The 22,789-nt window shown below is 65.0% G+C and carries 30 protein-coding genes; 1 reads left to right on the top strand and 29 read right to left on the bottom strand.

All coding sequences use genetic code 11. From position 1 onward, the window contains the following. The 4 genes from GIW57_RS14190 to GIW57_RS14175 form a co-directional block, all read right to left on the bottom strand. Positions 1 to 341 (bottom strand): TIGR03750 family conjugal transfer protein (locus tag GIW57_RS14190; RefSeq protein ID WP_236511610.1); only part of this gene is annotated, 341 nt, incomplete at its 3' end. A gap of 12 nt (positions 342 to 353) precedes the next feature. Next, positions 354 to 713 (bottom strand): TIGR03745 family integrating conjugative element membrane protein, encoded by a 360-nt coding sequence (locus tag GIW57_RS14185; protein ID WP_023095489.1) that lies wholly within the window; start codon positions 711 to 713, stop codon positions 354 to 356. Positions 714 to 729: 16 nt separating this feature from the next. After that, entirely contained in the window at positions 730 to 963 is a 234-nt protein-coding gene (locus tag GIW57_RS14180) for a TIGR03758 family integrating conjugative element protein (RefSeq protein ID WP_003050225.1), read from the bottom strand. Beyond that, on the bottom strand, positions 960 to 1,337 hold the full coding sequence (locus GIW57_RS14175) for an RAQPRD family integrative conjugative element protein (RefSeq protein WP_236511608.1): 378 nt from the start codon (positions 1,335 to 1,337) through the stop codon (positions 960 to 962). Before GIW57_RS14175 ends, GIW57_RS14180 begins: the two co-directional genes overlap by 4 nt. Before the next feature lie 161 nt (positions 1,338 to 1,498). Between GIW57_RS14175 and GIW57_RS14170 the strand changes: the two genes are divergently transcribed. Continuing rightward, positions 1,499 to 2,869 carry a hypothetical protein gene (locus GIW57_RS14170; RefSeq protein WP_236511605.1) on the top strand — a complete coding sequence of 457 codons (1,371 nt, stop codon included), beginning with the start codon at positions 1,499 to 1,501 and terminating at the stop codon, positions 2,867 to 2,869. Here the strand turns inward: GIW57_RS14170 and GIW57_RS14165 are convergent, their stop codons facing one another. From GIW57_RS14165 to GIW57_RS14045, 25 genes are all read right to left on the bottom strand, one after another. Then, positions 2,870 to 3,619, bottom strand: a complete 750-nt coding sequence (locus GIW57_RS14165) for a TIGR03747 family integrating conjugative element membrane protein (protein WP_236511603.1) — start codon at positions 3,617 to 3,619, stop codon at positions 2,870 to 2,872. Further along, entirely contained in the window at positions 3,616 to 5,808 is a 2,193-nt protein-coding gene (traD, locus tag GIW57_RS14160; protein ID WP_236511601.1) for a type IV conjugative transfer system coupling protein TraD, read from the bottom strand. The genes GIW57_RS14165 and traD overlap by 4 nt, the downstream gene beginning before the upstream one ends. A gap of 4 nt (positions 5,809 to 5,812) precedes the next feature. Next, the gene (locus GIW57_RS14155) at positions 5,813 to 6,352 is read right to left on the bottom strand and encodes an integrating conjugative element protein (protein ID WP_236511599.1); all 540 of its coding nucleotides are present in this window, start codon (positions 6,350 to 6,352) and stop codon (positions 5,813 to 5,815) included. Next, a complete protein-coding gene (locus GIW57_RS14150; protein ID WP_236511597.1) occupies positions 6,349 to 6,939 on the bottom strand; it encodes a transglycosylase SLT domain-containing protein in 591 nt (196 codons plus the stop codon). The genes GIW57_RS14155 and GIW57_RS14150 overlap by 4 nt, the downstream gene beginning before the upstream one ends. Next, positions 6,921 to 7,646, bottom strand: coding sequence for a TIGR03759 family integrating conjugative element protein (locus tag GIW57_RS14145; protein ID WP_088578094.1), 726 nt, complete (start codon positions 7,644 to 7,646; stop codon positions 6,921 to 6,923). The genes GIW57_RS14150 and GIW57_RS14145 overlap by 19 nt, the downstream gene beginning before the upstream one ends. Positions 7,647 to 7,660: 14 nt before the next feature. Beyond that, positions 7,661 to 8,302 (bottom strand): hypothetical protein, encoded by a 642-nt coding sequence (locus tag GIW57_RS14140; protein ID WP_236511595.1) that lies wholly within the window; start codon positions 8,300 to 8,302, stop codon positions 7,661 to 7,663. Next, entirely contained in the window at positions 8,299 to 8,898 is a 600-nt protein-coding gene (locus tag GIW57_RS14135; RefSeq protein WP_236511593.1) for a PilL N-terminal domain-containing protein, read from the bottom strand. The genes GIW57_RS14140 and GIW57_RS14135 overlap by 4 nt, the downstream gene beginning before the upstream one ends. A 158-nt stretch (positions 8,899 to 9,056) precedes the next feature. After that, positions 9,057 to 9,926 carry a hypothetical protein gene (locus tag GIW57_RS14130; RefSeq protein ID WP_236511591.1) on the bottom strand — a complete coding sequence of 290 codons (870 nt, stop codon included), beginning with the start codon at positions 9,924 to 9,926 and terminating at the stop codon, positions 9,057 to 9,059. A gap of 113 nt (positions 9,927 to 10,039) precedes the next feature. Continuing rightward, positions 10,040 to 12,319, bottom strand: a complete 2,280-nt coding sequence (locus GIW57_RS14125; RefSeq protein ID WP_236511589.1) for a helicase-related protein — start codon at positions 12,317 to 12,319, stop codon at positions 10,040 to 10,042. Between the two features lie 135 nt (positions 12,320 to 12,454). Continuing rightward, the gene (locus GIW57_RS14120) at positions 12,455 to 12,760 is read right to left on the bottom strand and encodes a hypothetical protein (RefSeq protein WP_034030463.1); all 306 of its coding nucleotides are present in this window, start codon (positions 12,758 to 12,760) and stop codon (positions 12,455 to 12,457) included. Positions 12,761 to 12,848: 88 nt separating this feature from the next. Continuing rightward, entirely contained in the window at positions 12,849 to 13,169 is a 321-nt protein-coding gene (locus tag GIW57_RS14115; RefSeq protein WP_034030459.1) for a hypothetical protein, read from the bottom strand. A 51-nt stretch (positions 13,170 to 13,220) separates the two neighbouring features. Beyond that, on the bottom strand, positions 13,221 to 14,354 hold the full coding sequence (locus tag GIW57_RS14110; protein ID WP_329605765.1) for a DUF6094 domain-containing protein: 1,134 nt from the start codon (positions 14,352 to 14,354) through the stop codon (positions 13,221 to 13,223). A gap of 40 nt (positions 14,355 to 14,394) precedes the next feature. Beyond that, positions 14,395 to 15,045 (bottom strand): hypothetical protein, encoded by a 651-nt coding sequence (locus GIW57_RS14105; RefSeq protein WP_034030455.1) that lies wholly within the window; start codon positions 15,043 to 15,045, stop codon positions 14,395 to 14,397. 76 nt (positions 15,046 to 15,121) lie between these two features. Next, a complete protein-coding gene (locus tag GIW57_RS14100) occupies positions 15,122 to 15,382 on the bottom strand; it encodes a hypothetical protein (protein ID WP_023095510.1) in 261 nt (86 codons plus the stop codon). A gap of 16 nt (positions 15,383 to 15,398) precedes the next feature. Then, on the bottom strand, positions 15,399 to 15,806 hold the full coding sequence (locus GIW57_RS14095) for a hypothetical protein (RefSeq protein WP_034030453.1): 408 nt from the start codon (positions 15,804 to 15,806) through the stop codon (positions 15,399 to 15,401). A gap of 100 nt (positions 15,807 to 15,906) precedes the next feature. Next, positions 15,907 to 16,230, bottom strand: coding sequence for a hypothetical protein (locus GIW57_RS14090; RefSeq protein ID WP_010894230.1), 324 nt, complete (start codon positions 16,228 to 16,230; stop codon positions 15,907 to 15,909). 93 nt (positions 16,231 to 16,323) lie between these two features. Then, entirely contained in the window at positions 16,324 to 17,013 is a 690-nt protein-coding gene (locus GIW57_RS14085; RefSeq protein ID WP_034030451.1) for a DUF3275 family protein, read from the bottom strand. 57 nt (positions 17,014 to 17,070) lie between these two features. Further along, positions 17,071 to 17,988 (bottom strand): DUF3577 domain-containing protein, encoded by a 918-nt coding sequence (locus GIW57_RS14080; RefSeq protein ID WP_034030450.1) that lies wholly within the window; start codon positions 17,986 to 17,988, stop codon positions 17,071 to 17,073. A 363-nt stretch (positions 17,989 to 18,351) separates the two neighbouring features. Next, positions 18,352 to 18,705, bottom strand: coding sequence for a DUF3085 domain-containing protein (locus GIW57_RS14075; RefSeq protein WP_034030448.1), 354 nt, complete (start codon positions 18,703 to 18,705; stop codon positions 18,352 to 18,354). An 80-nt stretch (positions 18,706 to 18,785) separates the two neighbouring features. Continuing rightward, on the bottom strand, positions 18,786 to 19,589 hold the full coding sequence (locus tag GIW57_RS14070) for a GTPase (protein WP_034030446.1): 804 nt from the start codon (positions 19,587 to 19,589) through the stop codon (positions 18,786 to 18,788). Positions 19,590 to 19,872: 283 nt separating this feature from the next. Next, positions 19,873 to 20,151, bottom strand: a complete 279-nt coding sequence (locus tag GIW57_RS14065) for a hypothetical protein (protein WP_034030443.1) — start codon at positions 20,149 to 20,151, stop codon at positions 19,873 to 19,875. A gap of 94 nt (positions 20,152 to 20,245) precedes the next feature. Beyond that, positions 20,246 to 20,983: a hypothetical protein gene (locus GIW57_RS14060; RefSeq protein ID WP_034030441.1), complete on the bottom strand. Its 738-nt coding sequence runs from the start codon at positions 20,981 to 20,983 to the stop codon at positions 20,246 to 20,248. 210 nt (positions 20,984 to 21,193) lie between these two features. Then, positions 21,194 to 21,586, bottom strand: coding sequence for a hypothetical protein (locus GIW57_RS14055; protein ID WP_003821065.1), 393 nt, complete (start codon positions 21,584 to 21,586; stop codon positions 21,194 to 21,196). Positions 21,587 to 21,607: 21 nt separating this feature from the next. Beyond that, complete coding sequence (locus GIW57_RS14050) at positions 21,608 to 21,820, bottom strand: hypothetical protein (protein WP_033465114.1); 213 nt, start codon at positions 21,818 to 21,820, stop codon at positions 21,608 to 21,610. 330 nt (positions 21,821 to 22,150) lie between these two features. After that, the gene (locus GIW57_RS14045; protein WP_034030439.1) at positions 22,151 to 22,708 is read right to left on the bottom strand and encodes a hypothetical protein; all 558 of its coding nucleotides are present in this window, start codon (positions 22,706 to 22,708) and stop codon (positions 22,151 to 22,153) included. Positions 22,709 to 22,789 lie beyond the last annotated feature (81 nt).

The raw sequence follows: 22,789 nt of genomic DNA, 5'->3' as shown, positions 1-22,789 counted from the left end.
CCCACCCAGCCCGCCATCAGCGGATGGCGCGTGGCGATGCGCCATTGCAGTTGCCGGTACAGCCAGGTATCGGGACGCCCGCGCTTGAGCCGGCGCAGGATGCCGCCGCCGATGAAGACGCCCAGGGCCACGCCCAGGACGACGAACGTCGGCGCGATGGCGATCGTGCGGAACACCCAGGACAGCGGCGCGCCGACCAGCAGGCCGGCGGCGCCGGACAGGCCGCAGCAGATCCACAGTTCGTCGGCGGTGAGGCCGCGCACGACAACGGGATGGCGGTTGAGCCGGTGCGGAAGGAACGTGACCGTCCCGTCCGCACGGACGTGCTGCTGCTCGGACATACCGGCCTCGCCTTACAGGATGCCGGTGGCTTCGGTGAGCAGCCAGATGCCGATCACCAGCAGCACGGCACCGATCGCGACGGTGAGGCCGAACTGGCCCCAGGTCTTGCGGCCGGTGTGGATTTCCGCGTAGGTGCCGTAGGCGTGGTAGCAGACGCCGATAAACATCGACGCCACGACCAGGAGGGCCACGAGCATGATGATGTCGTAGCCGTAGTTCCTGATCGTTTCCATGATGCCGTTGCCGGTGCCGCGGGTTGGGTTCTCCAACTGCGGCAAGCCTTGCGCGAACGACAGCGCGGGCAGCGCGGCGGCGCCCAAGGCCACAGCGGCGCGCTGGGCAAGACGGGAATGGAGGATGCGGTTTTGCATGGTCGTGCCTTTCAGGTCAGGAGAGGAGGAAGAAGCTCAGGACGAGGTACATCGCGACGAAGCGGATGCAGACGCCGAGGAACTGGCGCTGGTTGAGACGGCTCTCGGACCACCCCACGTAGGCCGTTCGGATGGCCCAGACGCCCCACACGAGCAGGACAGCGAACACGACGCCGACCAGGACGGTCGCCATCGCCGAAGGCGCGATGCCGCTGTTGGCTTGAAATGCCGAGACCTGGGCGCCGTTCATTGCTTGGCTTCCGTCGTCGGCGATGGCGAAGCGGACCGCTCGGTGCGGTAGTCGCCGGCCAGTTCGGAGGGGTCGCGCGGCTGGGCACGCGACGGTGTGAGATGGGCCTGGATGCCGGCGCGCACGCGCGCCAGGTCAGCCAGCAGCCGCGGGTAATCGAAGTGGTAGCGCTCGCCCGGCTGGATGGGGGCATGCGCGGCGCTGTCGGCGACGGTGCGCTCCAGGGCGTCGAGCTGGCGCAGCGCGGCGACCAGCTCCTGGCGCTGTGCGGGGGACTCGGCCAACGCCATCGGGGACTGACCCAGCAGCAGGGCCGTCACGAGAAAAATGGGCACGCCGCGATGCGCGGAGCGCTGCCAGATCGGAGCCAACATCGCGCCATTCCTGTGTGATCAGCAATGGCCAGATCATGGAGATCGGGACTGTTCTAGGCCGCAAACAATAGGAACCTGCGAATGACCGGATTGATGGATGCCGAGGCCGTTGGTGTCAGCCTGGGCTATCCTGCGATTAGAAGTAGATCGAGGAGGAACTTATGGGTCTAAAGACCGAGCTGAAAGCTCTGGTAGATGAGTTAGATCGTGTGCACAAGGGGGCCGCTCCATGGTCCGAAGAGGCTGGCATTCCCGATTTCGTCACCGCCGAGAACGGCATGCAGCGGTATTTCACCAGAAAGGCAAGAGAGGCGCTTGGGCAGTTCTCCAGCACCCTCCATCAGAATCGGATTCTTCACTCAGTGAAGATCGAACCCGAGGCCTTTCAGAAAATTGCCCGCCAAGCCGTTGCCGATATGCACGCCTCGGGTGAGCTTTCAGGGTTTGATGAATGCGATCAGGGTGGGCTGCTTCCCAAACTGAAATTGCTTATCGAGGAACGACTCGCAAGCATCACCAACGAACACACGCACTATTTCCCTGCGTGGACCCTAGGCATGGAGAGGACGTCCCCGTTCTCCCTCGGTCCTGTGACATTCTTGAATAGGTCGGACTGGATAGATTCTGTAGATTTCCCTCAGCAGGGAAAGGATCATTATCTGAACCAACCAGAGTCGAACCACCGCTGGAAGGAAATTCTCAAGGATGCCTTGCAAAAGCCCAATGATGGCTCCTCCATCGAAGGGCTCGCCGGCGCCGTCTACAGTGCGATCGTCGGATGTCCAGCCTTGGTCAAGGTAACCGTCCGTGGCTATGAGCGTGAATTCTCACGCAAACTAGCGAGATTGGTTGGAAAAACAGCGCTTGATGCTATTTCTCTGGGCTTTGGTGCCCCCGAGTGTTTCCTGCAGCAGGCGCTTCAAGATGAGCGCCTGCCGCCTGCCGGTAGCGATCGTCTGCTCGAAACCAAGGGTTTTTTGTGGTTGCCTGGAAGCTCGATTGGGAAGCGAATTCCCTCGCAACCTCCCGAACGAGTAAGGCAAGCGTTGGACGACATGGCATCAATTCTTCCGGCCTTCGAGGCGATCCTAGAAGGGCTGCTCGATCCATCGAATCACGGGCATCCTAAGCTTGCCAACCGATGGGCTACTGCGCTGGACTGGTTCGGCGAGGGCAATCGTGAGTCTAGCGATGCCATAGCGCTGGCGAAGCTCGGGACCTGCCTTGATGTACTGTGCTGCGGTGGCAAAAACGATGGTATCCGTGAAATGGTGGTCCATCTGACCGGCACGAGTGGCGACGCGCAGGTAATACGCGGCAACCGTCCGCGCACACTGAAGCAGTTGGTCAAGGACATCTATGACCACGGTCGATCGCAGATTTTGCATGGCACACATTACGACCGACTGGAGTCGTTTGCCGCAGAGCGTCAATATGCCGCTTACCTCGCGCGGATTGTGTTGATTGAGTGCGCAGTGCGGCTACAGCGTTATGGTGGTTCCGATGAAGACAAGGCTTTCAGAAAAATATAACTACAGGTACTTTTTGAAGCTTCCCGCTGTCAGCGACACGGCCAGTCCCAGCAAGGCGGCGCTGGGCAGCAGGATCAGCAGTGGATGCACCGAGATCGGCAAGGCCAGGTACGTGATCCACGGCAGCACGGCCAGCGGCATCAGGCTCGCCTTCGCGCGGTGGTAGATGAAGCCGGATTCCCGGCCTGCGCCGAACCGGCGCACGTCCCGCCGCACAAGACCGTCGATCAGGCCGACGAACGCCGCGGTGAAGATCAGCGGCAACGTGAGCACCAGAACCAGCAGGCGCACCAGGAACGTGAGCGTGGTGAAGGCCGCGGCAATCAGGTAGTTCTCGGCCCAGACATAGACCTGGCTGATGTAGTAGCGGAAGTTGCGCGTCTGCCCGTGGCTGGGTGCACGGGCGCGCTCGGCGGTCTGGCTCATGCGCTCCAGCAGTCCGGAGCGAACGAATACCCATTCGTAGCCGGTATCCACCAGTTCGTGCGCGGTGCGCCCCGGTTCCTGCACGACGACGCTGCGCGTGAAGTGGCTGGACAGGTGCCCCAGTTCGTACTGCAACATCTGCTGCGAGTGCCGCCAGCCCTGGTCCTTCCAGAACAGGTGCATGCCGACGCACTCCACGACGATCGAGAACAGCAGCGAGCCGATCAGCACCCCGAGCAGCCGGAACGGCAAGGTGATGGTGCCGACGATCAGGCCCTGGCGCTGGTTCTGCTCCCGTTGCGCAGTCGAGGCGGCGTCCTTCATGACGAGGCCTCGTTGCCGGTGTCCTCGTCGGTGGCAGTGGCCACCGCGGGAGGTTCGGCCGCAGCGGCGTCATCCAGCAGGTCGTCGGGCAGGCCCGTGTCCTGAAAGGCCGGTGAGCTGGTGAACTCCCACCACTGAGTCGCTTCGCTGTAGCTCTGGCGCATGTACCCGGCCAGTTGCTGCAAGTCTGCCGGCATCACTTCGTCCGGGTCCGGCGCTGGCAGCGGCATACGCACTTTCCAAAGCTGGCCGCCCTGCAGCAGTGCGAAGCACTGGCCTTTCGGCAGGCCGACGACGTGCGACGGCTCGATCATCGGCACGCTGGACATGCTGATGCGGTCCTGGGTGTTCGACGTGAAATCCGTCGCCCCGCGAATGTCCGAGCTGTCGGTCGCGCCGCTGACGATGGTGGTCGTATAGACCTCGACCTTCGGCAGTTGCCGGGTCAGCAGTTCGGCGGTCGCGGTCTCGCGCACACGCAGCATGAACAGGTTGTTGAAGTTGCCGATGACCTGACCGGCCTTGGCGCGGTTGCCGATGCGGGCCTCGATGTCCGAGAGCGTCTGCGTGTAGGCGGTGACTTGCAAGCCGGCACCGCCGCCTTTGTTGATCAATGGAATGAACTCGTCGCCCATCAACTCGTTGAATTCGTCGGCGTGGACATTGATCGGCACGCGCGCACCGGCCGATGCGCCCGGCAGGCCATCGTCGATACCGTGCTTGTAGATGTGCCCGGCAACCGACACGAGATCGCTGAACATCGAGTTGCCGACCGCTGCGGCGACCTCGGCGTCGGAGAGCGCATCCAGGCCCACATAGACGATGGCCCTCTTACGGATGATCTGCATCCAGTCGAAGATCGGGCGCGGGTCGGCCAGGTCGGAGTAGTTCGGGGCCAGGAGCTGCGCGATCTTGCCGCTGGTGAGTTTCTCCAGCAGCGGAAGCAGCGATGCGACGATCTTGTCGAAGTACGTCTTGTCGTAGCGAACCGCCGATCGCAGGCCATCCAGCACCGGGTCGTAGTTGCGCGCCTGCGAGAGGTACTGCTCCAGCGCCACCACGCGCTTCTCGCGCCCGATCATGTTGCGCGGGATGTTCTTCTCGTTGAGCTTGGCCTCGATCTGGACGATTACCTCCCAGGCCTTGGGCTCGGTCTTGGCGAAGTAGTGCTGGGCGTACTCGATGAACAGCGCGTCGATGTTGATGACGTGCCGCTGGATCAGCATGTAGTCCGGGCGCTGTCCCAGTTCCACCAACGCGCGCGCAATGATGTTGACGAAGCGCCAGGCGAACTCGCGGAACGCCGCGCTGTTGCCTTCGCCGGAAAGCTGCCCCGCAACGCGGGTGGCTACCTCGCTGATGCGGCCGAAGCGGCCCACGGCGTTGTAGCGTGCGGAGATGTCCGGCCATCCCAGGTGGAAGACGTAGAACTCCCCCTCACGGCCCGCGCGCTTGGCCTCGACGTACATCCGCTTCAGGAGATCGGCATCGCCCTTCGGGTCGATGACGATCACGACCTCGTGCTCGCCCGCGGCGTTCACGCGCCGGATGTCCTGGGTCACGAACAGTTCGGCCAGCCGCGTCTTGCCCACGCGCGTGGTGCCCAGTACCAGTGAGTGGCCGACGCGCTCGCCGAGCGGCAGGCTGATGTCCACCTCCTCGGGTTCGATGCCGTGCAGGCGCGGCAGACCGCCCACAGGCGGCAGCGGCCGCACCGGGTTGAAAGGCACGTCCCAGCCGGTGAGCGCAGGCAGCCGGGACAGCGGGAACGGCGCGAACTCCAGCCGTTCTTCCCGCCGTCGCGCCAGCCGGTAGGCCGGTGTGGGCTCGACGTAGCGGCGGAACTCCGGCCGGTACGTTTGCATGAGCCTATGGGTGTGCTTCTGCTCCCACAGAAACCCGCGCCCCACGAACAGCCGCTGCTGGCTGACCGGCACGTCCTTGCTGGTCATCACGTAGCGCGGCAGCCTGCGGATGTTGCGCCGGTAGCGCAGGATGACGCGGGCATCGCGGTAGCGGATGGCGCCGTAGGCGCCGAACGCCAGCGCACCGCCGACGCCCATGGCGGGGCTCAGCGCGAGCGACCATGGTGCCACCAGGGACAGAAACGCGGCGCCTGCACACGCCGCGACGGTATATAGCTCCACCGCTGGGCGAAGCAGCACCTCGACCGGCTGTTTCCCCGACATGGCTTCATTGCTCGATGCCGGTGGCCGTGACCAGCACCGGGTAATGCCGCAGGCCCAGGCGCTCGGCCAGGTCGTCGCCGGACACGGGCGCGAGGGGTACGCCGGGCACCAGAGCGCGCAGCCGCACTAGGCCCTGCACGGTCTCGACGTTGACCACCAGGCCGACCGCGCCGCGCTCGCGCAGCGCTGCCGCCTGGCGGCTCAGCCAGGCCCGGGAAGTTTCGTCGTCGCCGACGACCACGAAAGGCCGCAGGCCCGGTGCCTCGATGACCCGCCGCGCGATGGTGCCGGGCGTGAGCTTGGCGCTGCGCACAGGCAGCATCGCGGCCTCGTCTGTCGGCGTGGCGGGAACCTGGGGCGTCGGGATCGGCGGCCGGGCCGGCGCGTTGGCGCGTGGCTGGAGGTTCAGCGCTTCGTAGTACGGCAGCGCCGACGTGCCGCCGCGGTCTTCGACCACGATCAGCGGCTCGCCGGCAAGCGAGGCCAGCGGCAGACCCGTCAGCAGTACGAGCAGGCCCCGCAAGGCCAGATGGGATTTCGTCATGGGGATGTCTCCTGGCGTACGGCGAGAACCGCGGCAGTTGCGCGCGCGCCCTGTACGCGGGCAAGGTGGCGCGACACGCTGCGGCGATAGCGGGCGGCGGGCTCACCGCCCGCAGGACGGTGGTAGCGGCCGATCGCCAGCAACCAGTCCTCGCCGGGGGTGTGCTGCTCGCGCAGGATCTCGGCGGCGATGGCGAGGTTGCGGTACGGGTCCAGCAGGTCGCACGCGCTGGCGTAGCGCTGCTGGTGGTAGCCGAGGTTGATCTGGCCCAGGCCCGCGTCGATGCGCGTGTGCGGTGTGGAGCGCATCACCTGCTGCAAGCCCGCGCAGGCATCGGCGCGGGTCGCATAGCGGCGTGACTGGCCGGCGACATTGAGCGACCACGGCCACGGGACGATGCGCCCGTTGCGGCGGATGCCGCTCTCCTGCAAGGCCACGGCGTAGAGCACCGTCGAAGGAATGCCTGCGCGCTGCGCGGCGAGTTGGTAGGCCGGTGGCGGAACCTCCTGGGCCTGGGCGACGCAGGCGCACAGGCCAGCGGCGAGCACCATTGCGCGCAGGGGTGCGGCTATGGCTGGCGCTGCCATTGGCCGTTCACCTCGCGCACGACCGCCGGCAGGTCGCCGGGCACCCCTAAGGTCAACCAGCGCCCGCCGTCGTGGTTGAGCGTGATGCTGCCGCTGCGCACGCGCGCCGGATCGACGTTCGCGCGCTTGGCCCAGTCGCGGATGCGCGCGTCGTCCTGGCGGCTGCCGACCATGTACAGGTCGAATTCGGCACCCGCCGATTGCAGGCGCTGCACGAGCTGGCCGCAGGCCACGCAGCCGTCCTTGACGAACACTGCCGTGCGGCCGGAGCCGCGCGTGGCGCCGGCGACCGGCTTGTCGTCCGGCAGGTTCACCCGCTGCATGCCGGGGTTCAGGCGCTGCCAGGCCTCGTCGTAGGCGCGCTGATAGGCAAGCAGCTTCTCGACGCGGCGCGCCTCGACCTGCACCTGCAGTTCTGCGTAGCGGCGCCGTTCCTCGTCGGTGCGGGCCTCGATGCCCAGGGCCGACAGCGGGTCCAGGTTGGGCGAGTAGATGCCCAGCGGCCCGTCCATCAGTTCGCGGTAGCGCGCCCATTCCTGCGGTTGCAGGCCCCAGTCGCTTGCCACCCGGTCGTCCAGGATGCGGGCGGCCAGCGGGCGCTCCTGGCTTTGCGCATTGCGGGCTGGGGCCGTGGCGGGCTGCTGCGCCCAGGCGGGCCACTGGGTGGACGCCAGCAGGAGCGCGGAAAGGATGATCGATGGCTTCATGCGATCTGCTCCGGTCAGGGAATCGCCACGCGGCGGGTCTGGTCGCCGGCCTGGAACACTGCGGTGTTGCCCTCGACGGCCTGCAAGCGCCACGGGCCGACCGCATCGCCGGGTAGCAGCACCTGAAGCTGGTCGGGCGTGAAGTCGCCATTGCTCGGCGCGACGGACACGCTGCGCTCGCCGGCACGCAGTTCGGCACCGACGATGCGGAACGGGAGCGGCGGCGGTTCGGGCTTGGCGGTGGGCTTGTTCCTGGTGCGCGGCTGGGCGGGTGCAGCGGCGCGCGCAGCGGTCTGCCGCGCCTTGATTTGCTCGACTTCGGCGCGCAGTGCCTGAAGGTCGTCGGCGGCGGCATAGGCGCTCAGCGATTTCTCGACCTGGGCCGCGCGTGCTTCCAGGATTTGGCGGGTGTCTTTGAGGTCTGCCGCCGTGGCGACGGCCGGACGCTGCTGGATGGCCTCGACGGTCTCGGCCAGGCCTGTTGCCTGCGCTTCGAGGCGTTGCAGGCGGGAATCGAGGCGCTCCTGGTCGGCCTGGTCGTTCATCGCCTTGTAGCCGAGGGCAACGAGGACACTGAGGCCGATCAGCCAGAGCCACATCAGGCTCTGCACCACCACGGCGGCCGTTGAACGATGGGCGGGCTGCGGGCCGTTCATGGCTGGCCTCCCGATGCCGTGGGCGCCAGCGGGAACGTCTGCACCGCCTCGGTGGTGGGCGGCGCGGGTACGTTGTCGGCGGTCATGCTGTCGCCGGGCTGCTCGAAGCAGATTTGCCGCGCGCGGTCATCCGCGTGCAGTTCCCAGGCCGGACCAGCCAGGGTGAGCAGCGCATCGCGCAGGGTCATGGGGCCGAGGTGCAGGTGCGCCGCCGGCAGCGGCAGTGCGTACAGCTCGATCACCGCGTGCGCCGTCTGGCACAAGCCGTAACCGCTGCGCTTGAGCACATGCCGTAGCCCGTCGCCGACCGTGGCACGGGCATCCTCGGGCATCGACACGTCGATGGTCTGCAACAGCAGGTCGCGCTGCGCTGCTGTCGGTGCCAGTTCCACGAGGGTGTAGCGGCCGTAGCGCACGACGGGGATGTACTCGGGCGCCTCGGGTGCGGGCGCGGCCGAGACTTCCTCGATGGTGTCGGGCGCGACTGGCGCGCTCGTCGTCGCGCAGCCGCCAGCCAGCACCGACCAAAGCAGGCCGAGAAAACCCGCCAGCAGGCGGCGTTCGGGATGGTGAAACCAAGGTGGAGAGGGGCACATGGCGCGTCGTCCTGAAACATCGAGCCCTCACCATCGCCGCTCGGGCCACGAGCGGCAGCAAACAATGCGAACCAGGCAGCGCCCGATTTCCCGGCAGCCTCGCTCCAAAGAAAAAGGCCCCCGAAGGGGCCAGTGAAAACGCATCGGGCTTCGCCCGATCAATCCCGCGCCAGCTTCAGGCCGGGATCGACCTGTGCCAGTTGGGTGTGCGACCAGCAGCGCACGAACTGCCCGTTCTCACCGAGCGGCTGGTTCGCCACCTCCGCCGAATACTCTTCGGTGTCGCTGGTGTCGTAGCAGATGACCTTGATTTCGCCGCTGTCGCAGCGGATAGAGTGGATCTGGCCGTCGGTCATATCGACCACGACGACCTGCGGAACGAGGTCAAGTTCGCGGGCGGCCGACAGGATGGGGCCGTATTCGGCGGCGTCGAAGCAGATGAACGGCCCTTCGTACCGGGCCTCTTCGGCCAGGTCCCTGGCCTTGTCGTAGTGAATGCCCAGGTCGTATTCCTTCTGGGTGATCTTGACCTTGAAGACCGGCACGTCGGGGCTGCCGGAAGCACCGACGCAGACGACCGCGACTTGCATCTCGGTCTCGCTGCCGTCGGCAGGTTCGGCCGAGGGGATGACGGCTTGGCCCGTGGGGGCGTCGTCGTCCATGCACATGCGCTCGCGCATCTCGTCGGCGAATGCTTCGGGAGCCATCAAGCCATAGCGCGCCAGCCGCACGGGAATGTCCTTGGCACCGAGGTTGCCGTCCTCGATGCGTTGCTGCATGAAGGCGGCGATCTCGGCTTCGAGCGCATCGCGGTTAGCCGCCGAAGGCACCTCGGATACATCGATCGACCAGGTGTCCACTTCCGCGGCGGTCTCGCCGGTCAGCAGACCCTCGCCGATGGCGAGTTCGCACATGCGTTCCAGCCGTGCCAGCAATTCCGGCGCGGCCTCGCCGTTGAGCAGATAGGTCACGTCCAGCGTCAGGCGCGCATTGACGGTTTCGGGCGTGTCTTGGGTAGTAGCGTTCATGGAAATCTCCTTGGGGTGAAAAATGCGCAGCCACGTCCACGGAGACCGTGGGCGTGGCTGCAAGGTGGGAACAACGGAAAGCCGGCGGCGCGAGGCCGGCGTTGGCGTGGGGATCAGGCGGCGACCAGTTGCCGGGCCAATGCGACCTCGACGGAATCACCGTCCTGGTTGAGCACATCCAGGCCCGATTCGGGCACGTCGCCCGAGGTGGACTGCGAGACCATGATCTTCTTGGCCATCAGCTCCAGGCAGGTCATCTGCGAGGAACCGGCGTAGCCGAGGTAGATCACGCGCACCGGCTGTTTCTGTCCGATGCGCCAGGAGCGGCGTGCCGCCTGCTGGAGCGAGTACACGTTGTAGCCCGACTGCATGAAAACGATCGTCGGGAAGTCCAACAGGTCCAAGCCCGTCTTGACCAGCTCGGGGTTGGTGATGAGCACGTCGATGCCACGGTCCAGTTGCTCGGCGATCCAGTCCTCGCGGCGGCTGGCGTCCACGCTTGCGCGCAGCACCGCCACCCGAAAACCTTCTTGCTCCAGCAATACCTTCAAGCGCGACGTGGTGTCGCGCGTGCCGGTATAGACCGTGTAGGCCAGAACCTTGCGGCCCTGCGCCTTCTCTTCCTTGCAGATATCGATCAGCTCGCGCTCTTTCGGCGTCACCTCGAACTCGTTGAACTGAGCCGGGACGAACGCCAAGGTGTTGCGCGTGCGCGGATGCACCACGGTCTCCGACCGGAAGCAGCAGTCCGGCCAGGCCAGCAGCACGTTGAGCACCACACCCAGCAGCGTCGTATCGCGTCGCGCCAGAGCCTGTTTCAGCTCCGCGGTCAGCCGACCCGCCAGGTCGCGGTAGGCCGCGGCTTGCGCCGTGTCCATTGCGACTTCGCGGAACTCCTCGTCATACGGCGGCAGGACGTTGCCGCCGATGTCCTTGAGCTTGAGGAAGATCGTGAACGGCAGGATGCACCGCAAGACCCCCTTCGGCCCGAAGCCGGGAGCCTTGACCGTGCGCACCGATATCTTGGTGCCCCTGGCCGTCTTGTGCGCCGTGCCGGTGCTTTCAGAGTAGATGTCCTTGAGGACCCCGTGGTCCCTCATGAACGCCATGGCCGCCGAGGTCATGCTGCCGCTCGTGGTCGGGCGGTAGCCGTCTTCGATCATCCGCCCAGGCAGGGCTCGGAACAGCAGGTAGAACAGGTCGTCCCCGTAGCCGCCCATCAGCGTGCCTGTCAGCAGCAAGGTCTTGCGAGCCTTCGCTGCCAGCACGCCCATCGCCTGGCCTTGGGCGCTGCCACCGTTCTTGTACTCGTGTGCCTCGTCCGCGATGCACAGGTCGAACGTGCCTTGCGGCAGGTAGCGCTTGATGAACTCGGACGGCTGATAGCCGCCCTCGCCAAAGCCGAACTCCATGTTGGCCATCGCACGCTCCATGCGCGTGGCCTGACGGTCGGAAAACACCAGCTCGCCGTTCGCATCCATCAAGTTGATGAACTCGTGGATGTTGTCGCCCAGCATCGACGCCAGGAACCCGTCGCCGAACTTCTGCATCAGCTTCTGCGCGGTAACTTCCCCGATGGTCGGGATGCGCTTCAGGGCCTTGAGCACGGCCGAGGACTGGTCGCTGCCGGACAGGCTGCGCGGGCGGATCAGCGTCCACAGGGGCGCGGCGCAATGGCTGCACTTCCTGCGGTATTCCTCGGCTTCGAGTGCGATCGGGTTGACCGGCTCGCCGTCGAGGTCGGTAATGACCGTGCCGCAGTCCGGGCACGCCGCCACGTTGCCGTGACGGGTGCGCCGCTGGGTGAAGACGGGCTTCCAGTGGAATCCCATCCGCATCCTGACCCGGCCCAAGACAAAGAACTCCTGGCCCGTGGGCTGGACATTCAACTGCTCGCGCAGCTTGATGAGCTTGACGAGCGTGTCCGGCCCGTTGAGCACCCACACCTTGGCGCCTGCCACCGTCTCCTGGATCTCACGCCGCCACTTGTAAACAAGGTGCGGCGGCGAAAGAACCAGGGTGCGGCGGTAGCCTTCGGCGTTGAGCACAGCGGCCGTGGCGATGCCGACGGTCGTCTTGCCGCAGCCCATTTCGCCATTGACGATCGCGGCGCGTTCGCCACGATCGATCAGCAGCTCGGCGGCGGCGTGGACGACTTCGGCCTGGGCCGGGAACAGCTTGCGCTTGAGGCTGGCGACGACGAGTTGCCGGTGCGCCTGCGGCTGGCCGTTATAGACCGGCGGATTCGCGCTATTGAGGGCGTCGAGCAGTTCGTCGCCGAACTCGCCGACGAAATCCTGAAGGCTCAGGGTCAGAGGGGAAGATTCCGCATCGAGCAGTTCGCCCTGTACGGGCGCGGCTTCAGCGGCAGTGGTTTCGAGATCGAGGGACATGGTGATGCTCCAATGAAAAATGGGGCATGCACCACCCCCAGCGGGGCAATGGCATGCCCCGCGGTGGGAAGGAAATCGGCGCTTGGCCGAGGTGGTCGAAGTTGCCGGCCGTGGCGGCCTGCTGGTGAATCGTGCTCAGTCTTCGGACGGCAGCACGATGACGGTGGCGCTGCGCTCCGCATCGGTGACGATGCGGATGGCCAGCCCCGGATGGATCACGTAGCGGGATTCCAGCGATGCACCGGATTGCAGTGCAGTGCTGTTGGCCTGCCATTGCTGGATGTTGACGTCGCCCCAGTCGCCACGGGTGTGGCGCCTGAAGTACGGGATTGGGTCGAGCCGACCCGTGCGGACCAGGCGATCGATGCCCCTGCTGAAGATGAGCGCACCGATTGGAAACGCCAGCCTGTGGCAGTAGGTTTCAATGCGATGTGATGCCATGGGCTCCTCCTTGATGAGTCATTGAGCCACGACACCCCTGGCGGAGTGAAGTGGCTCCGGCAGGTGGATGAAGACGACGATGGTGCTGTCAGATCATGTCCCGTTCTTCGGGAAGCTGGATCACCGTGGTCTGGTGGTCCTCGCTGGTTTTGACGATCAACACCAGTTCGGGCGTGATCCTGAAGTGGGAGATCATCAGATCGTCCCCACGGATTGCGACGTCGTTGGCTTGACGGGTGGCCTCATCGGTCTCGCCCCAGTCACCGCGCACATGGCGCTGGACAAGAGCCAAGGGGTCGATCAGGCCTTTGCGGGCCAGCCAATGCACCTTCTCGCTCAACTGCAACGTACCTGGTGCGAACAACGGTTGCTTCTGCGGCGCGGGCCGCTTGAACAGGCTTGAGAACATGGGTGTTTCTCCTTCGAGGTGGTACAGCAGGACGGCAGCGCGTCCGGTGGATTAACGGATGGTCAGGACCTCGCCCCGTGTAGCGGAGCCGGGCGTCATGTCCCACGCGCGGATGACGGGTACGAACTTGTCGGTGAGGATGCGGGTCTCGGCGATGGAGCCGTCTTCGCGTTCGGTGAATTCCCGCTGGAGCGTCTTGTCCTTGTGGGTGTCACCTTTGACGACGAGCACGCGCCCGGTCTTGGAGCGCACAACCCCCGAGATCGCGCCCGCGGCCAGGGCCAGGGCGAGATGCCAGTGGGACAAGGCACGCGCCGGTGGACGCAGCGACTGCTGCGCGGCCCCCAGGTGCGTGTCCTGCGACGGCCAGAGGCCTTGCAGCCGGCCGACTTCATCGGCGAACTGCTCCGGCTCCATCGTCACGCGGAAGAAATGCTCCGGCTCGGCCGGACTGGCGGGGACGATGTACGGCAGGAACGGCCATTCGCTCGGCAGCTCCTCGGCTTCGACTTCGCCAAGCCCGACCTGCAGCAGCAGATTGCGCACGGCCTTGAGACCATCGGGTGCCAGCTCGCGCTGACGCACCCTGCGGCCGAAGATCACCACCTGCTTGAACTGCGTCTCCACCGCTCGGTAGATCCGCAGGTCCGTGTAGTGGCGCGTCAGCCAGCCGACCAGTTCGGCATCGAGCACGTGGCCGGGGACGATGAAGACCAGTACGCCGCCGTACTGCAACAGCGACAGGCTGCGCTGGTAGAACAGCTTCTCGAAGCGGGCACGGCCCTGGCCCTGATAGCCGATGTTGCCGTTGACGTCCTTGGACAGATCGCCATACGGCGGGTTGAGCCAGAGCAGCCCGAACGACTGCTTGGAGATCATCGTATCCATCAGGTCCGCGTGCAGGCAGTGATCGACCAGGCCGCGGGCATGGCGTGCCCGTTCCGCGTCGAACTCGACGGCGAACGCCTTGGCCTGCTCGCGCCCGAGGGCATGAGCGGCTTCGGCGATCGCCACGCCTTCGCCGGCGCAGGGATCGAGGATGCACATCGGCCCGTCGCTGGGCATCAGTGCGTTGAGGGATCTTTCGAGCGTGGGTTCGTCGGTCGGGTAATACCCGTTCTTGGCGAAATTGCGGGCGAGCCGCGGGAACATGAGGGCCATGGAAGTCTCCTGGTTGGCGGGGATGAAGTGCGAAAGCACGCCTTGGCGTGCTCTCGCGGGTGGGTCAAGCCGCTACCGCTTCCGGCGTCCAAATTTTGGCCGGATACGGATAGGCCGTGAGCACGTCACTGCGGATCAGGGAGCCCAGCGCCAGGGTCAGCGCCGGCACGTCGATGGCGAGCCGATGGCCTTCCAGCGGCCCGAGGGCGAACGGAAGACGGGCCAGCATCTCGCGGGTCTGTAACAGCTCCAGCACGGGTTCGCGCCAGTGGTCGAGCAGCGGCAGTGGGCAGGTGTCCCGTACCAGCATCCACAGGCGGTCAAGCCGGTGGACGCTGCCCTTGGGCAGCAATGCCAGTGCGCTGGCGTTGGCCTTGTCGGGCTTGACGCAGCGGCGGTCGAACAGCCACACGTTGGACAGCGAACCGAACAGCGTTCGCCGGTAGGCGCGGGTCATGCGCTTTTCCAAGCGATCGACGTTGCTGACGAACACCGGGACGCTGCCGCCCTGGTCGGTGATGACGTGGAACTGGTCTAGGCCCTGTTCGTCGCGCCCGAGGGTCAGACGAGCGAGGAACTGCTGGACGGCGGTGTCGCGCGCCCAGATCGACAGGAAGATCAGATTGCCCTGGTCATCGCCGACGCAAGCGTCGGCCATCACGTCGGAGCATTCGTCGATGCGATACAGCGTGGTGGAAGAAGTTTTTGCGGGCATGGTGGTGTCCTCGGATCAACGGGAACAGCACCGCCCGCTGGGGCAAGTACTGCCCCAAGGGGTGGAAGAAAACCGCTCAGTCCGGCTCAAACTGCCGGGTGTGCGGGTTGAAGTGCAGCGCCTCATCTACCGAAGTGATTGGCGTGAAGCCCTCCAGGTAGATGTTGTTGAGGTACTGGTCGCGGTAGGTCAGTGCCTGCCGCGCCTGTTCCTCGGTGAGGCCGTTGCTGATGAAGTACTCCAGCATTTCCTCGTCGGAAGAAACTTCGTCGTTGGACAAACTCCCTTCAACGAGCTTCAACAGCGAGGGCGGGAGCGCAGCCAGGATCGAATCCATGTCGGTTCCTCCTGGCTCAGGCCATCAGCGCTGCGGTGGGTGCCGCAGGTGCCGTGGGTGTGCGCCGGCGCGCGTGGTAGGCGCGAACGCCTGCACGCCAGTCGGCGGACTGCTCTGGTGCGAGGTCCAGATAGGACAGCGGGCACGTGTAGTAGTACGGGTGCATGGACTCGTCCAGTGGCTTGTAGCCCCACTGGTTGCCGCTGCGTTCGAGCAGATCGCAACGGATGTAGCGCAGGGATTGACCCGGCGCGAGATGACGATGCACGCCTTCGGCCTTGGCCGTCACTTCCGCGACGGACCACAGGACGTTGCCGCGCAGCGCGTGGGCGATGACCTTCACGCTGGCGCGCTCGGTCTCTTGCGGTGTGATCAGCTCCGCGATCAGTTCAGACCGCGATTGGGGGGAGAAATACCAGCCCATGAAAGGCCTCCTGAAGAATCGAGCCGGAGGCCTCCCCGTGGGAGAGAGCCCCCAGCGGGTGATGGAATGCCGCGCGTGCGGCGATGGAGTCCGGTGCGGACTAGGAACCGCAACCGGCTGGGCAGTAGCCCAGTTCGATGCCATGGGAGCAGTAGCCGTTTGCAGCGTTCCACTCCTGCGTTTCCTGCCGTTCGGCAGGTGTTGCGTAGTCCCATTCCTGGGTCGCGATTTCCAGGGCCTGAGCCCGCTGGCTTTCCGGTAACCGACTGGCTTGCGCGTCGATCTCCGAACTGAAAAGCGTGACCCAGTGATCCCAGGACAGGCCGCAACCACGCTGGGCGTGCTCGGCGGCCGTCTTGCAGACAGCGCGCCACGCGGGTTCGTCCAGCGTGGAATGAGGTGCATCGCAAGCGATGGTGGACATGATGGAGACCTCCAGAAGAAAGCCGGAGCCTCCCCGCATGGGGAAGGAACCCCGGCGGGTGGATGAAGAACACCGCGGATGCGGCGTCTGCGATCACGCAGGTTGCAGTTCGGCCTGGCGGCTCCACTCCTGCGTCTTGAAGTCCAGCGCGTAGCCCAATTCACCCAGGCGGGCGATCTGCGCGCGCAAGGTGCGGCGGTCGATGGTCGAATCCAGTTTCACGGACTCTCCCAGCGGCCAGAGCAGTGCGAACAGTGCGGCGTCGCCATCTTCGGTGCTGCCAGCGGCAGCAGCCGCAGCGGGCGGCGGGGCATCCACACCAAACGGCGTGGTATCGATCAGCGGGTCCGCAGACGCCTGCACGGGTGCGGGCTTGGCGGGCCTGGATGCCTTGGCGGGCTTGGCCGGCGTTGCCGCAGGCTGCGCGCCCAGTTCTTCATCGAGCGGATCGACTTCCTGGGTGGTGAAGCTGCGTGCCTCGTCACGGCTCAGTTTGTCGATGCCGTTGAGCGTCATCCCGTCCAGGTTGGCACGGATCTCGAACCGCATGCCGTCGCCGACGGGATAGGACTTCGGGAAGATGTAGCGGATGACGAACTCCCCGTCGTACTTGCCTTCGGGGTACTGCTCAAGCTCCGCATCCTTCACCGCGAACTTGCCGATGGGGGTGACAAGTCGGCCGACGTTGAAAGGGCCGTTTCTTCCACGGATCGTGCGCAGCGTGAGTTGGCCTGGGACGGTGATGGGCGAACCCGACTGCTCGGGCGTCGATGTGACTGCCATGATGGTTCTCCTTGGGGAATAGGAAAAAGGCAAGGCCCCGTGAGGGGCCATGCCGGATCAGAACGAAGCAGCCAATGCCGGCTCTTGCTCCTCGACTTCACCTGCGGGCTCGCGCTCGGCGGGCTCGACAGGCTGGTCGGAAGCGGTGTCGGCGGCAACCCCGGCTTCGGGCGCGGGTGCGTCCTCGGCTTGCGGTGCCTCGGCTTGCGCCTGGCTCGTCGGATAGACCTGGGTGCCGTCGATCTTGATGAGACCGATGTGGACCAGCGTCGATTCCAGGCTCGCTCCCGGTTCCCCGGCGCGCTCGCCCTTGGTGCGGATGTACGGATCGATCTTCATGTCGTTCAGACGGAAGGCGATCAGCACCTTGCGGTCCCCTTCGATGGCCTGCACGCACCGGCGAACCAGGTGCTCGGCTTCAGGGGTGGCGACGATGGTGTCGAAGTACCGATATTCCGGTTCACCGACAGGTCCGGCCAGCGCCGCGACGCAGCACGACAGGAACGGATCGCCATCCTTGGGGGAGACGTCCTTCGGACGACTGAGGTAGCCGATGCCGCGGGTGATCAGCTCGTGCTGCTTGATCGAAGCCAGTTCGGCCCGGTCAAGCGGCTCGGCCTTCAGCAGTCGCGCCTTCAGAGACGCAGCGGCCTGGCCCTTGTGCTCACCCTTGTCGCGGATGTACGCATCGCCCCAGAGGTCGCCGAGGCGGAAGCGCACCAGCGGGCGCTGCTTGGGATCGTCAACGCCGATGTAGCGCTCGACCAGTTTCTTGGCCTCGGCACCCGAGACCTTGACGTCGAAGTAGCGGTAGCTGGGGTCCTTGGCGGAACCGACCAGTGCGGCGATGGTGCATGCCAGGAAGGGCTGCGCACGGCGGCCGCCCCGGACGGGAACCTCGCGGGCACGCTGGATGTAGCCGATGCCCGAGGTGTGGAGGTCGAAATACGATTTCTCGTTGGACGTGGTGCTCATGGTGAATCTCCATAGGGATGAAGCGGAGACACACCGGCCCCACGATGCGGGGAAAGGTGCGTAACCCCGCGGTGGGTTGATAAGGCGAAAGCATCCGCCACCAGGACTGGTGGCCGCTCGCGGATGGATGCGGTGCGAGCTGGCTCGGTCACGCAGTGGGAACTGCGCGGCAACCTCGAAGACCGATGGTTGCCTGGCATGTCGCTGACAACGTCAGCAGGCATGTGGGCAGCATGTCCAGGCCTCGCGCGCGCGGCAGCAATCAATCGGCATCCGGGTGTTTCCCTTTGTCCGGGTCGCCAAACTCTGCCAAAAAGAAAGCCCCAAAACTGGGGGCTTCGAGGGGTATTCAGAGATTTTTAGCTATGCCGATTCCACCGCCGCCAGTGACAGGTACGTCGAGGTGGCGGACAGCTCCAGATCATCCGAGCTTTGCAGAATACGGGTTAAAACGCGGTCCTTCGGGTCGAAGAACTCGCCGAAGTCGTCGCCACCCAGCTCGGCGCGCGCCAGTTCCCACCAGTCGTCAAACGGGTCGGTATCCGGGTTGCAGCCGACGACATAGGCCAGCAGCTTCACGCGGCCATCGGGACGGCGCTCTCCCTGCTCGGCGAGGAAGTACACGCCCTGGTCTTTGGCGAGGACGACGCGGCATTGGTTGGCAACGGCCTCGGCCAGCACGGGGCGCAGGTCGGAACCTTTGAATCGCAGTGACATGGTTGATCTCCTGAAAAAAAAGGCCCTCCACCCGAATGGATGGAAGGCCTATGGGGGCAAGTCGCCGGTAGGCTGTGGATTCAGCCGTAGCGCCGCTTGGTTGCCTTGGCGTCGATGACGCTCACGCCGATCAGGCGCCAGTGCCCGTCGTCGATAAGCCGCTCCAGCACTTCACCGAGCATGTCGAAATACACCTCGTCGTGCCGATCGACCAGTTCGCCGTCGCGGCGCAGTTCCACCGCGTAGGTGTCGCCGCCGCGGTCGTAGAGGATCGTCACCTGGCCCTCGAACTTCGAGGTCGAAACCGAGAAGCTGATCGCCGGGGGTGTCTCGATGATCTTGGACGGCTTCGGATCGACCCAGGTGAAGTCGCGGGCACCCGCATCGACCAGCATGTGGGTAATGCGCCGGAACCCGTCGGGAGCCGGCATTTCCTCCAACTGCTGGATGAGCTGTCCCAGTTCCATGCACTGCGGCTCGGGGATGGGCAGCTTGGCAGGCGCGGAGCCGAGGATGTGCCTGGTGATGGTGTAGGGAACACCGTCCGCGGTCTTCTCGGTGATTACTTCCGGGGTGTCCGCGCGCAGGCCGTCGAAGCGGCGGCGGGCATACGGTTGGACATGCACCTTGGCGCCTTCGCTGGGAACGGTGGTCACCAGGTGGGGATCGAGCACCGCGAACTCGCTGGGCTTGAGCTTGACGACGATGGCGTCATCGTTCGCCGCGACCACCTTGCCGTCGAAGGGCTGGGGGTCGATGGCGAAGCCCAGCGTCGAGGACTGCGGCTGATCATCGAACACGCGATACTTGAACGACCGCACGTTGCGGGGCACATGGCCTGCGACAAGCGAAGGCATCATGGATTTGATGAGGGAACGGTCCATGGGAATCTCCTTGAGGAAGAACAAGGGATTCCCCGCCCGCAAGGGAGAGGTCCCTTGTGGGTGGATGGACGCGGTGCGTCCGTAGGAAGAAACGACCAGCACGGTTTCCCGTGCTTGCAGCCTCGAAGGTCTCGGCTGCCTGGGCATGTGTCGGCAACGCCGACGAACATGGGGGCAAGGATGGCCCTGGGCCGGGCTACCCGCCCGCATGAAATGGCACTGCGCCGCACCCGGTTTCCTGAGCTGCGGGCAAGAAAAAGCCCCTCGAAAGGGGCTGGCTGGGTCAGGCTTCGTACACGAAGTAGTGCTCGCGCTGACGCGGGAAGAAGACGTGCTTCCACGTGTCGCCGCTGGTGTTGCCACCGTCGAACACGACCATCTCGTAGTCGTCAATGTCGGTGTCCACAAGGTCGGCGCTGGCTATGTGGCGCATGTGCAGCGTGCCGTGCGTGCGCTCGAATACCAGGATCTGACCGATGGCGTTGTCCTGGCTCATGGCGTTGACGCAGGCTCCGAGCTGGTGCTCGAAGTCGGGTGCGCGCGAAATGAGGTCGGGGAACATGAGGTTGCTCCTATGAAAATGGACCAGCCCGGCTCCTGGGGGAGACGGGCTGGCATGGGGGGACAATGAAGAAGGCCGGCGCGTCGCACGGCTGCTAGGGCTCGGCCAGCGGCAGGCCCAGCAGCGCGGGTGCGTCGGCATCGAGGATGAGGATGCGTACATCGGCCTGACCGGCCAGTTCAAGGATGTTCGCCAGGTCGTCTGGCATGCCCTTTTCCCGGTGCTCCTGCCGAAGCTGCCCGGCAGTGATGCCCTCGGCGTGCTCCAGGTTCTGGTCCGTCCAGGGCGTGGAGATCAGCTTGACGCCAATCGCCGGGCTGTACGGCACACGGAAGGCGATGAACAGCATCGCCTCCGGTGTGGCGATGTCCGCCAGGTCGGCGAGGTAGTGCCAGGTATCGACCGTGATGTGCTCACGGCTGATCTCCCAGCACCGGCTGTAGTAGCCGGTCTCGAAAGTCAGGCGCTGCACCACTTCCCGCGCAGCCTCGGCCGAATAGCTGTCACCGATGTGGACCGGGCGACCGTCAAAGTCGTCGCCATGGACGGCATAGACCACGGCGCCGATCACACCTTCGCCGCTGACACCTTCACCGGCATCGCATTCGGCCAGTACCTCGGCGCTCACGCCTTCGGGGACATTGCAGACCACGGCGAAATCGTTGGTGACGATGCAGGACGAAGAAATCAGCTCCTCATCCGAGAGGTGATCTTGGCTCGCGTGGATGTTTCGCCAGACATGCGGGCTTCCATCGTCGTAGCTGATGCACAGCGTGCGGACGATTTTCAGATTCCAGTAGCCGCGAAGGAAGGGATTAGGATTCTGGGACATGGGATCTCTCCAGATTGAATAATGGAGCCAATCCCCGCCACCGGGAATTGGACCCGGTGGGTTGAAAATGGAAAAAGCGTCAGGCAGCGCAGACCATGGCGTTGTCAGCACCGCGCTGGACGACGGGAAATAAATTGAGGGACATGGCCTCGTGGGCGCATGTCCCTCGTGGGGAGTGAACGAAGACGCGGTGGTGTGCCGGAGACCGGCTCACCAGCCGTTGTAGTTCACCAGCAGGTCGGCGATGACCTTGCGGCGTTGCAGATCGAGACCGTCGAAGTCCGACAGCCCGTGGAAGTGGCAGCGCTTGAGCATGGCACCGCCCTCGCGCGCGTTGTAGAAGCTGACCATGGCGGACAGGAACATGCGTTCGCCGCTGCTCAGGACGCCGAGGGCATCGTTGAGCCGCAGCATGTTGGGACGCAGATCCCACTTGCTCTTGGCCTGGTTCAGACCTTCACGGGTGCCGTCGCCGAACCACTCGGGGCCAGCGATCTCGACGCCGCGCTTCCATGCCTCGAAAAAGGCTTGGGGCGCGGCAGCGAAATGCTGCTCTTCCCGCATGATCTGATCGACGACTTCCCGTGGCAGTAGCTGGTTCATGGCGTGATTCCTCCAGTTGGATCAGGGAATGGCGAGCTGGGACCAGCCGCCTCTTTCGAGGGCACGCTGGGCCGCGGCATAGCTGCGGAAGTACTCGCGGGATTCCCGCGAAACGGGGCCTTCGGTATCGCGCGTGCCGATGTAGTGACCGGCGGCGCTTTGCAGGACTTCGAGTGGCAGGAACTTGCCGCAGTAGGTCGAGGCCAATTGGCCGAAAGAGGCTTGCTGGGACATGGATAGGCTCCTTGGAAAAGCGGGGCCTCGTCCCTCACGGGATGGCAGCTCCCGCACGCGGTTGATAAAAGGCATCGACGTCACGGGGACGCGCGTCCGCAGACTTGATGCGATGCGGACTGGTGGGTAACGCGGGAGAGACCCGCGGCAGCCTGAAACCCTGGCTGCTGGCATGTGCTGACGAATCAGCGAACATGCGGGCAGCTTCGTGCGCGGACCGCGCTGCGTCAGTTGGAAAATGGCATCCGGCCCAGCCCCGATTGATGGGGACCGAAAGAAAGAAGCCCCGCATCGAGTGCGGGGCGGTCAGGAGGGTGCGGTGACGCTGGGTCAGTCGGGCTTGTCGCCTAGGACATACTGCTTCCACAAATCGAATGCCTGCTCGGGTGGAAGCTCGGCCAGGATGACGATGGGCTGGGCCTGCCTGGTGCGCAGCGAAGCGAAGTACGCCTTCCGGTCGGCGATGGCCTTGAGCTTGATTCCCTTGATAAACAACAGTTTGCCTTCCTTGATGAACAGCACCTTGTTGCCGATGTCGCGGTTGAATGCGGCTCGCACCTTGCGTTCCGCGTGCATGGCGTCGGCCAGTTCATCGACCAGGAAGTCGAGCGTCATGTCGATGTAGTGAGGGTCTTCACCCTCGTGGCCGAGGTCGAGCGGCGCAGACGGCAGGCCCTTGGCGAAGGCTTCGGCCTGCGCCAGTAGCCCCGCCTTGCCGTTGAGCGCGTGGAGGAACGTCGAGCCGCCGTGGCCGTCGTTGCGGGCCTCGGCGATGGGAGTGCCGTCGAACACGACGGTGGCGCTGAAGCACAGCGTTTCCTCGCTGGCGAAGTCGGCCACCTTGAGGTTCTTCAGCGTGATGCGGTCTTGCTTGGTGATGTTGTCCATGAGAAGTCCTGAGATCGACCGGGTGGCGACATGCCCCTGACGGGACGTGGCGACCATCCCGTGGGTTGGAGAAAAGAGGCA

The sequence above is a fragment of the Stenotrophomonas sp. PA-6-5C genome, assembly GCF_021605635.1.
In the GTDB taxonomy this organism is placed as follows: Bacteria; Pseudomonadota; Gammaproteobacteria; order Xanthomonadales; family Xanthomonadaceae; genus Stenotrophomonas; species Stenotrophomonas lactitubi.
Note: the sequence above shows the minus strand (reverse complement) of the source record. Positions and strands in the feature narration are given on the sequence as shown.

What these genes read in the sequence shown, in the direction of transcription:
- GIW57_RS14185 (WP_023095489.1), bottom strand. Translation starts at nt 713, where the DNA reads ATGCAAAACCGCATCCTCCATTCCCGTCTTGCCCAGCGCGCCGCTGTG.
- GIW57_RS14180 (WP_003050225.1), bottom strand. Translation starts at nt 963, where the DNA reads ATGAACGGCGCCCAGGTCTCGGCATTTCAAGCCAACAGCGGCATCGCG.
- GIW57_RS14175 (WP_236511608.1), bottom strand. Translation starts at nt 1,337, where the DNA reads ATGTTGGCTCCGATCTGGCAGCGCTCCGCGCATCGCGGCGTGCCCATT.
- GIW57_RS14170 (WP_236511605.1), top strand. Translation starts at nt 1,499, where the DNA reads ATGGGTCTAAAGACCGAGCTGAAAGCTCTGGTAGATGAGTTAGATCGT.
- GIW57_RS14165 (WP_236511603.1), bottom strand. Translation starts at nt 3,619, where the DNA reads ATGAAGGACGCCGCCTCGACTGCGCAACGGGAGCAGAACCAGCGCCAG.
- traD (WP_236511601.1), bottom strand. Translation starts at nt 5,808, where the DNA reads ATGTCGGGGAAACAGCCGGTCGAGGTGCTGCTTCGCCCAGCGGTGGAG.
- GIW57_RS14155 (WP_236511599.1), bottom strand. Translation starts at nt 6,352, where the DNA reads ATGACGAAATCCCATCTGGCCTTGCGGGGCCTGCTCGTACTGCTGACG.
- GIW57_RS14150 (WP_236511597.1), bottom strand. Translation starts at nt 6,939, where the DNA reads ATGGCAGCGCCAGCCATAGCCGCACCCCTGCGCGCAATGGTGCTCGCC.
- GIW57_RS14145 (WP_088578094.1), bottom strand. Translation starts at nt 7,646, where the DNA reads ATGAAGCCATCGATCATCCTTTCCGCGCTCCTGCTGGCGTCCACCCAG.
- GIW57_RS14140 (WP_236511595.1), bottom strand. Translation starts at nt 8,302, where the DNA reads ATGAACGGCCCGCAGCCCGCCCATCGTTCAACGGCCGCCGTGGTGGTG.
- GIW57_RS14135 (WP_236511593.1), bottom strand. Translation starts at nt 8,898, where the DNA reads ATGTGCCCCTCTCCACCTTGGTTTCACCATCCCGAACGCCGCCTGCTG.
- GIW57_RS14130 (WP_236511591.1), bottom strand. Translation starts at nt 9,926, where the DNA reads ATGAACGCTACTACCCAAGACACGCCCGAAACCGTCAATGCGCGCCTG.
- GIW57_RS14125 (WP_236511589.1), bottom strand. Translation starts at nt 12,319, where the DNA reads ATGTCCCTCGATCTCGAAACCACTGCCGCTGAAGCCGCGCCCGTACAG.
- GIW57_RS14120 (WP_034030463.1), bottom strand. Translation starts at nt 12,760, where the DNA reads ATGGCATCACATCGCATTGAAACCTACTGCCACAGGCTGGCGTTTCCA.
- GIW57_RS14115 (WP_034030459.1), bottom strand. Translation starts at nt 13,169, where the DNA reads ATGTTCTCAAGCCTGTTCAAGCGGCCCGCGCCGCAGAAGCAACCGTTG.
- GIW57_RS14105 (WP_034030455.1), bottom strand. Translation starts at nt 15,045, where the DNA reads ATGCCCGCAAAAACTTCTTCCACCACGCTGTATCGCATCGACGAATGC.
- GIW57_RS14100 (WP_023095510.1), bottom strand. Translation starts at nt 15,382, where the DNA reads ATGGATTCGATCCTGGCTGCGCTCCCGCCCTCGCTGTTGAAGCTCGTT.
- GIW57_RS14095 (WP_034030453.1), bottom strand. Translation starts at nt 15,806, where the DNA reads ATGGGCTGGTATTTCTCCCCCCAATCGCGGTCTGAACTGATCGCGGAG.
- GIW57_RS14090 (WP_010894230.1), bottom strand. Translation starts at nt 16,230, where the DNA reads ATGTCCACCATCGCTTGCGATGCACCTCATTCCACGCTGGACGAACCC.
- GIW57_RS14085 (WP_034030451.1), bottom strand. Translation starts at nt 17,013, where the DNA reads ATGGCAGTCACATCGACGCCCGAGCAGTCGGGTTCGCCCATCACCGTC.
- GIW57_RS14080 (WP_034030450.1), bottom strand. Translation starts at nt 17,988, where the DNA reads ATGAGCACCACGTCCAACGAGAAATCGTATTTCGACCTCCACACCTCG.
- GIW57_RS14075 (WP_034030448.1), bottom strand. Translation starts at nt 18,705, where the DNA reads ATGTCACTGCGATTCAAAGGTTCCGACCTGCGCCCCGTGCTGGCCGAG.
- GIW57_RS14070 (WP_034030446.1), bottom strand. Translation starts at nt 19,589, where the DNA reads ATGGACCGTTCCCTCATCAAATCCATGATGCCTTCGCTTGTCGCAGGC.
- GIW57_RS14065 (WP_034030443.1), bottom strand. Translation starts at nt 20,151, where the DNA reads ATGTTCCCCGACCTCATTTCGCGCGCACCCGACTTCGAGCACCAGCTC.
- GIW57_RS14060 (WP_034030441.1), bottom strand. Translation starts at nt 20,983, where the DNA reads ATGTCCCAGAATCCTAATCCCTTCCTTCGCGGCTACTGGAATCTGAAA.
- GIW57_RS14055 (WP_003821065.1), bottom strand. Translation starts at nt 21,586, where the DNA reads ATGAACCAGCTACTGCCACGGGAAGTCGTCGATCAGATCATGCGGGAA.
- GIW57_RS14050 (WP_033465114.1), bottom strand. Translation starts at nt 21,820, where the DNA reads ATGTCCCAGCAAGCCTCTTTCGGCCAATTGGCCTCGACCTACTGCGGC.
- GIW57_RS14045 (WP_034030439.1), bottom strand. Translation starts at nt 22,708, where the DNA reads ATGGACAACATCACCAAGCAAGACCGCATCACGCTGAAGAACCTCAAG.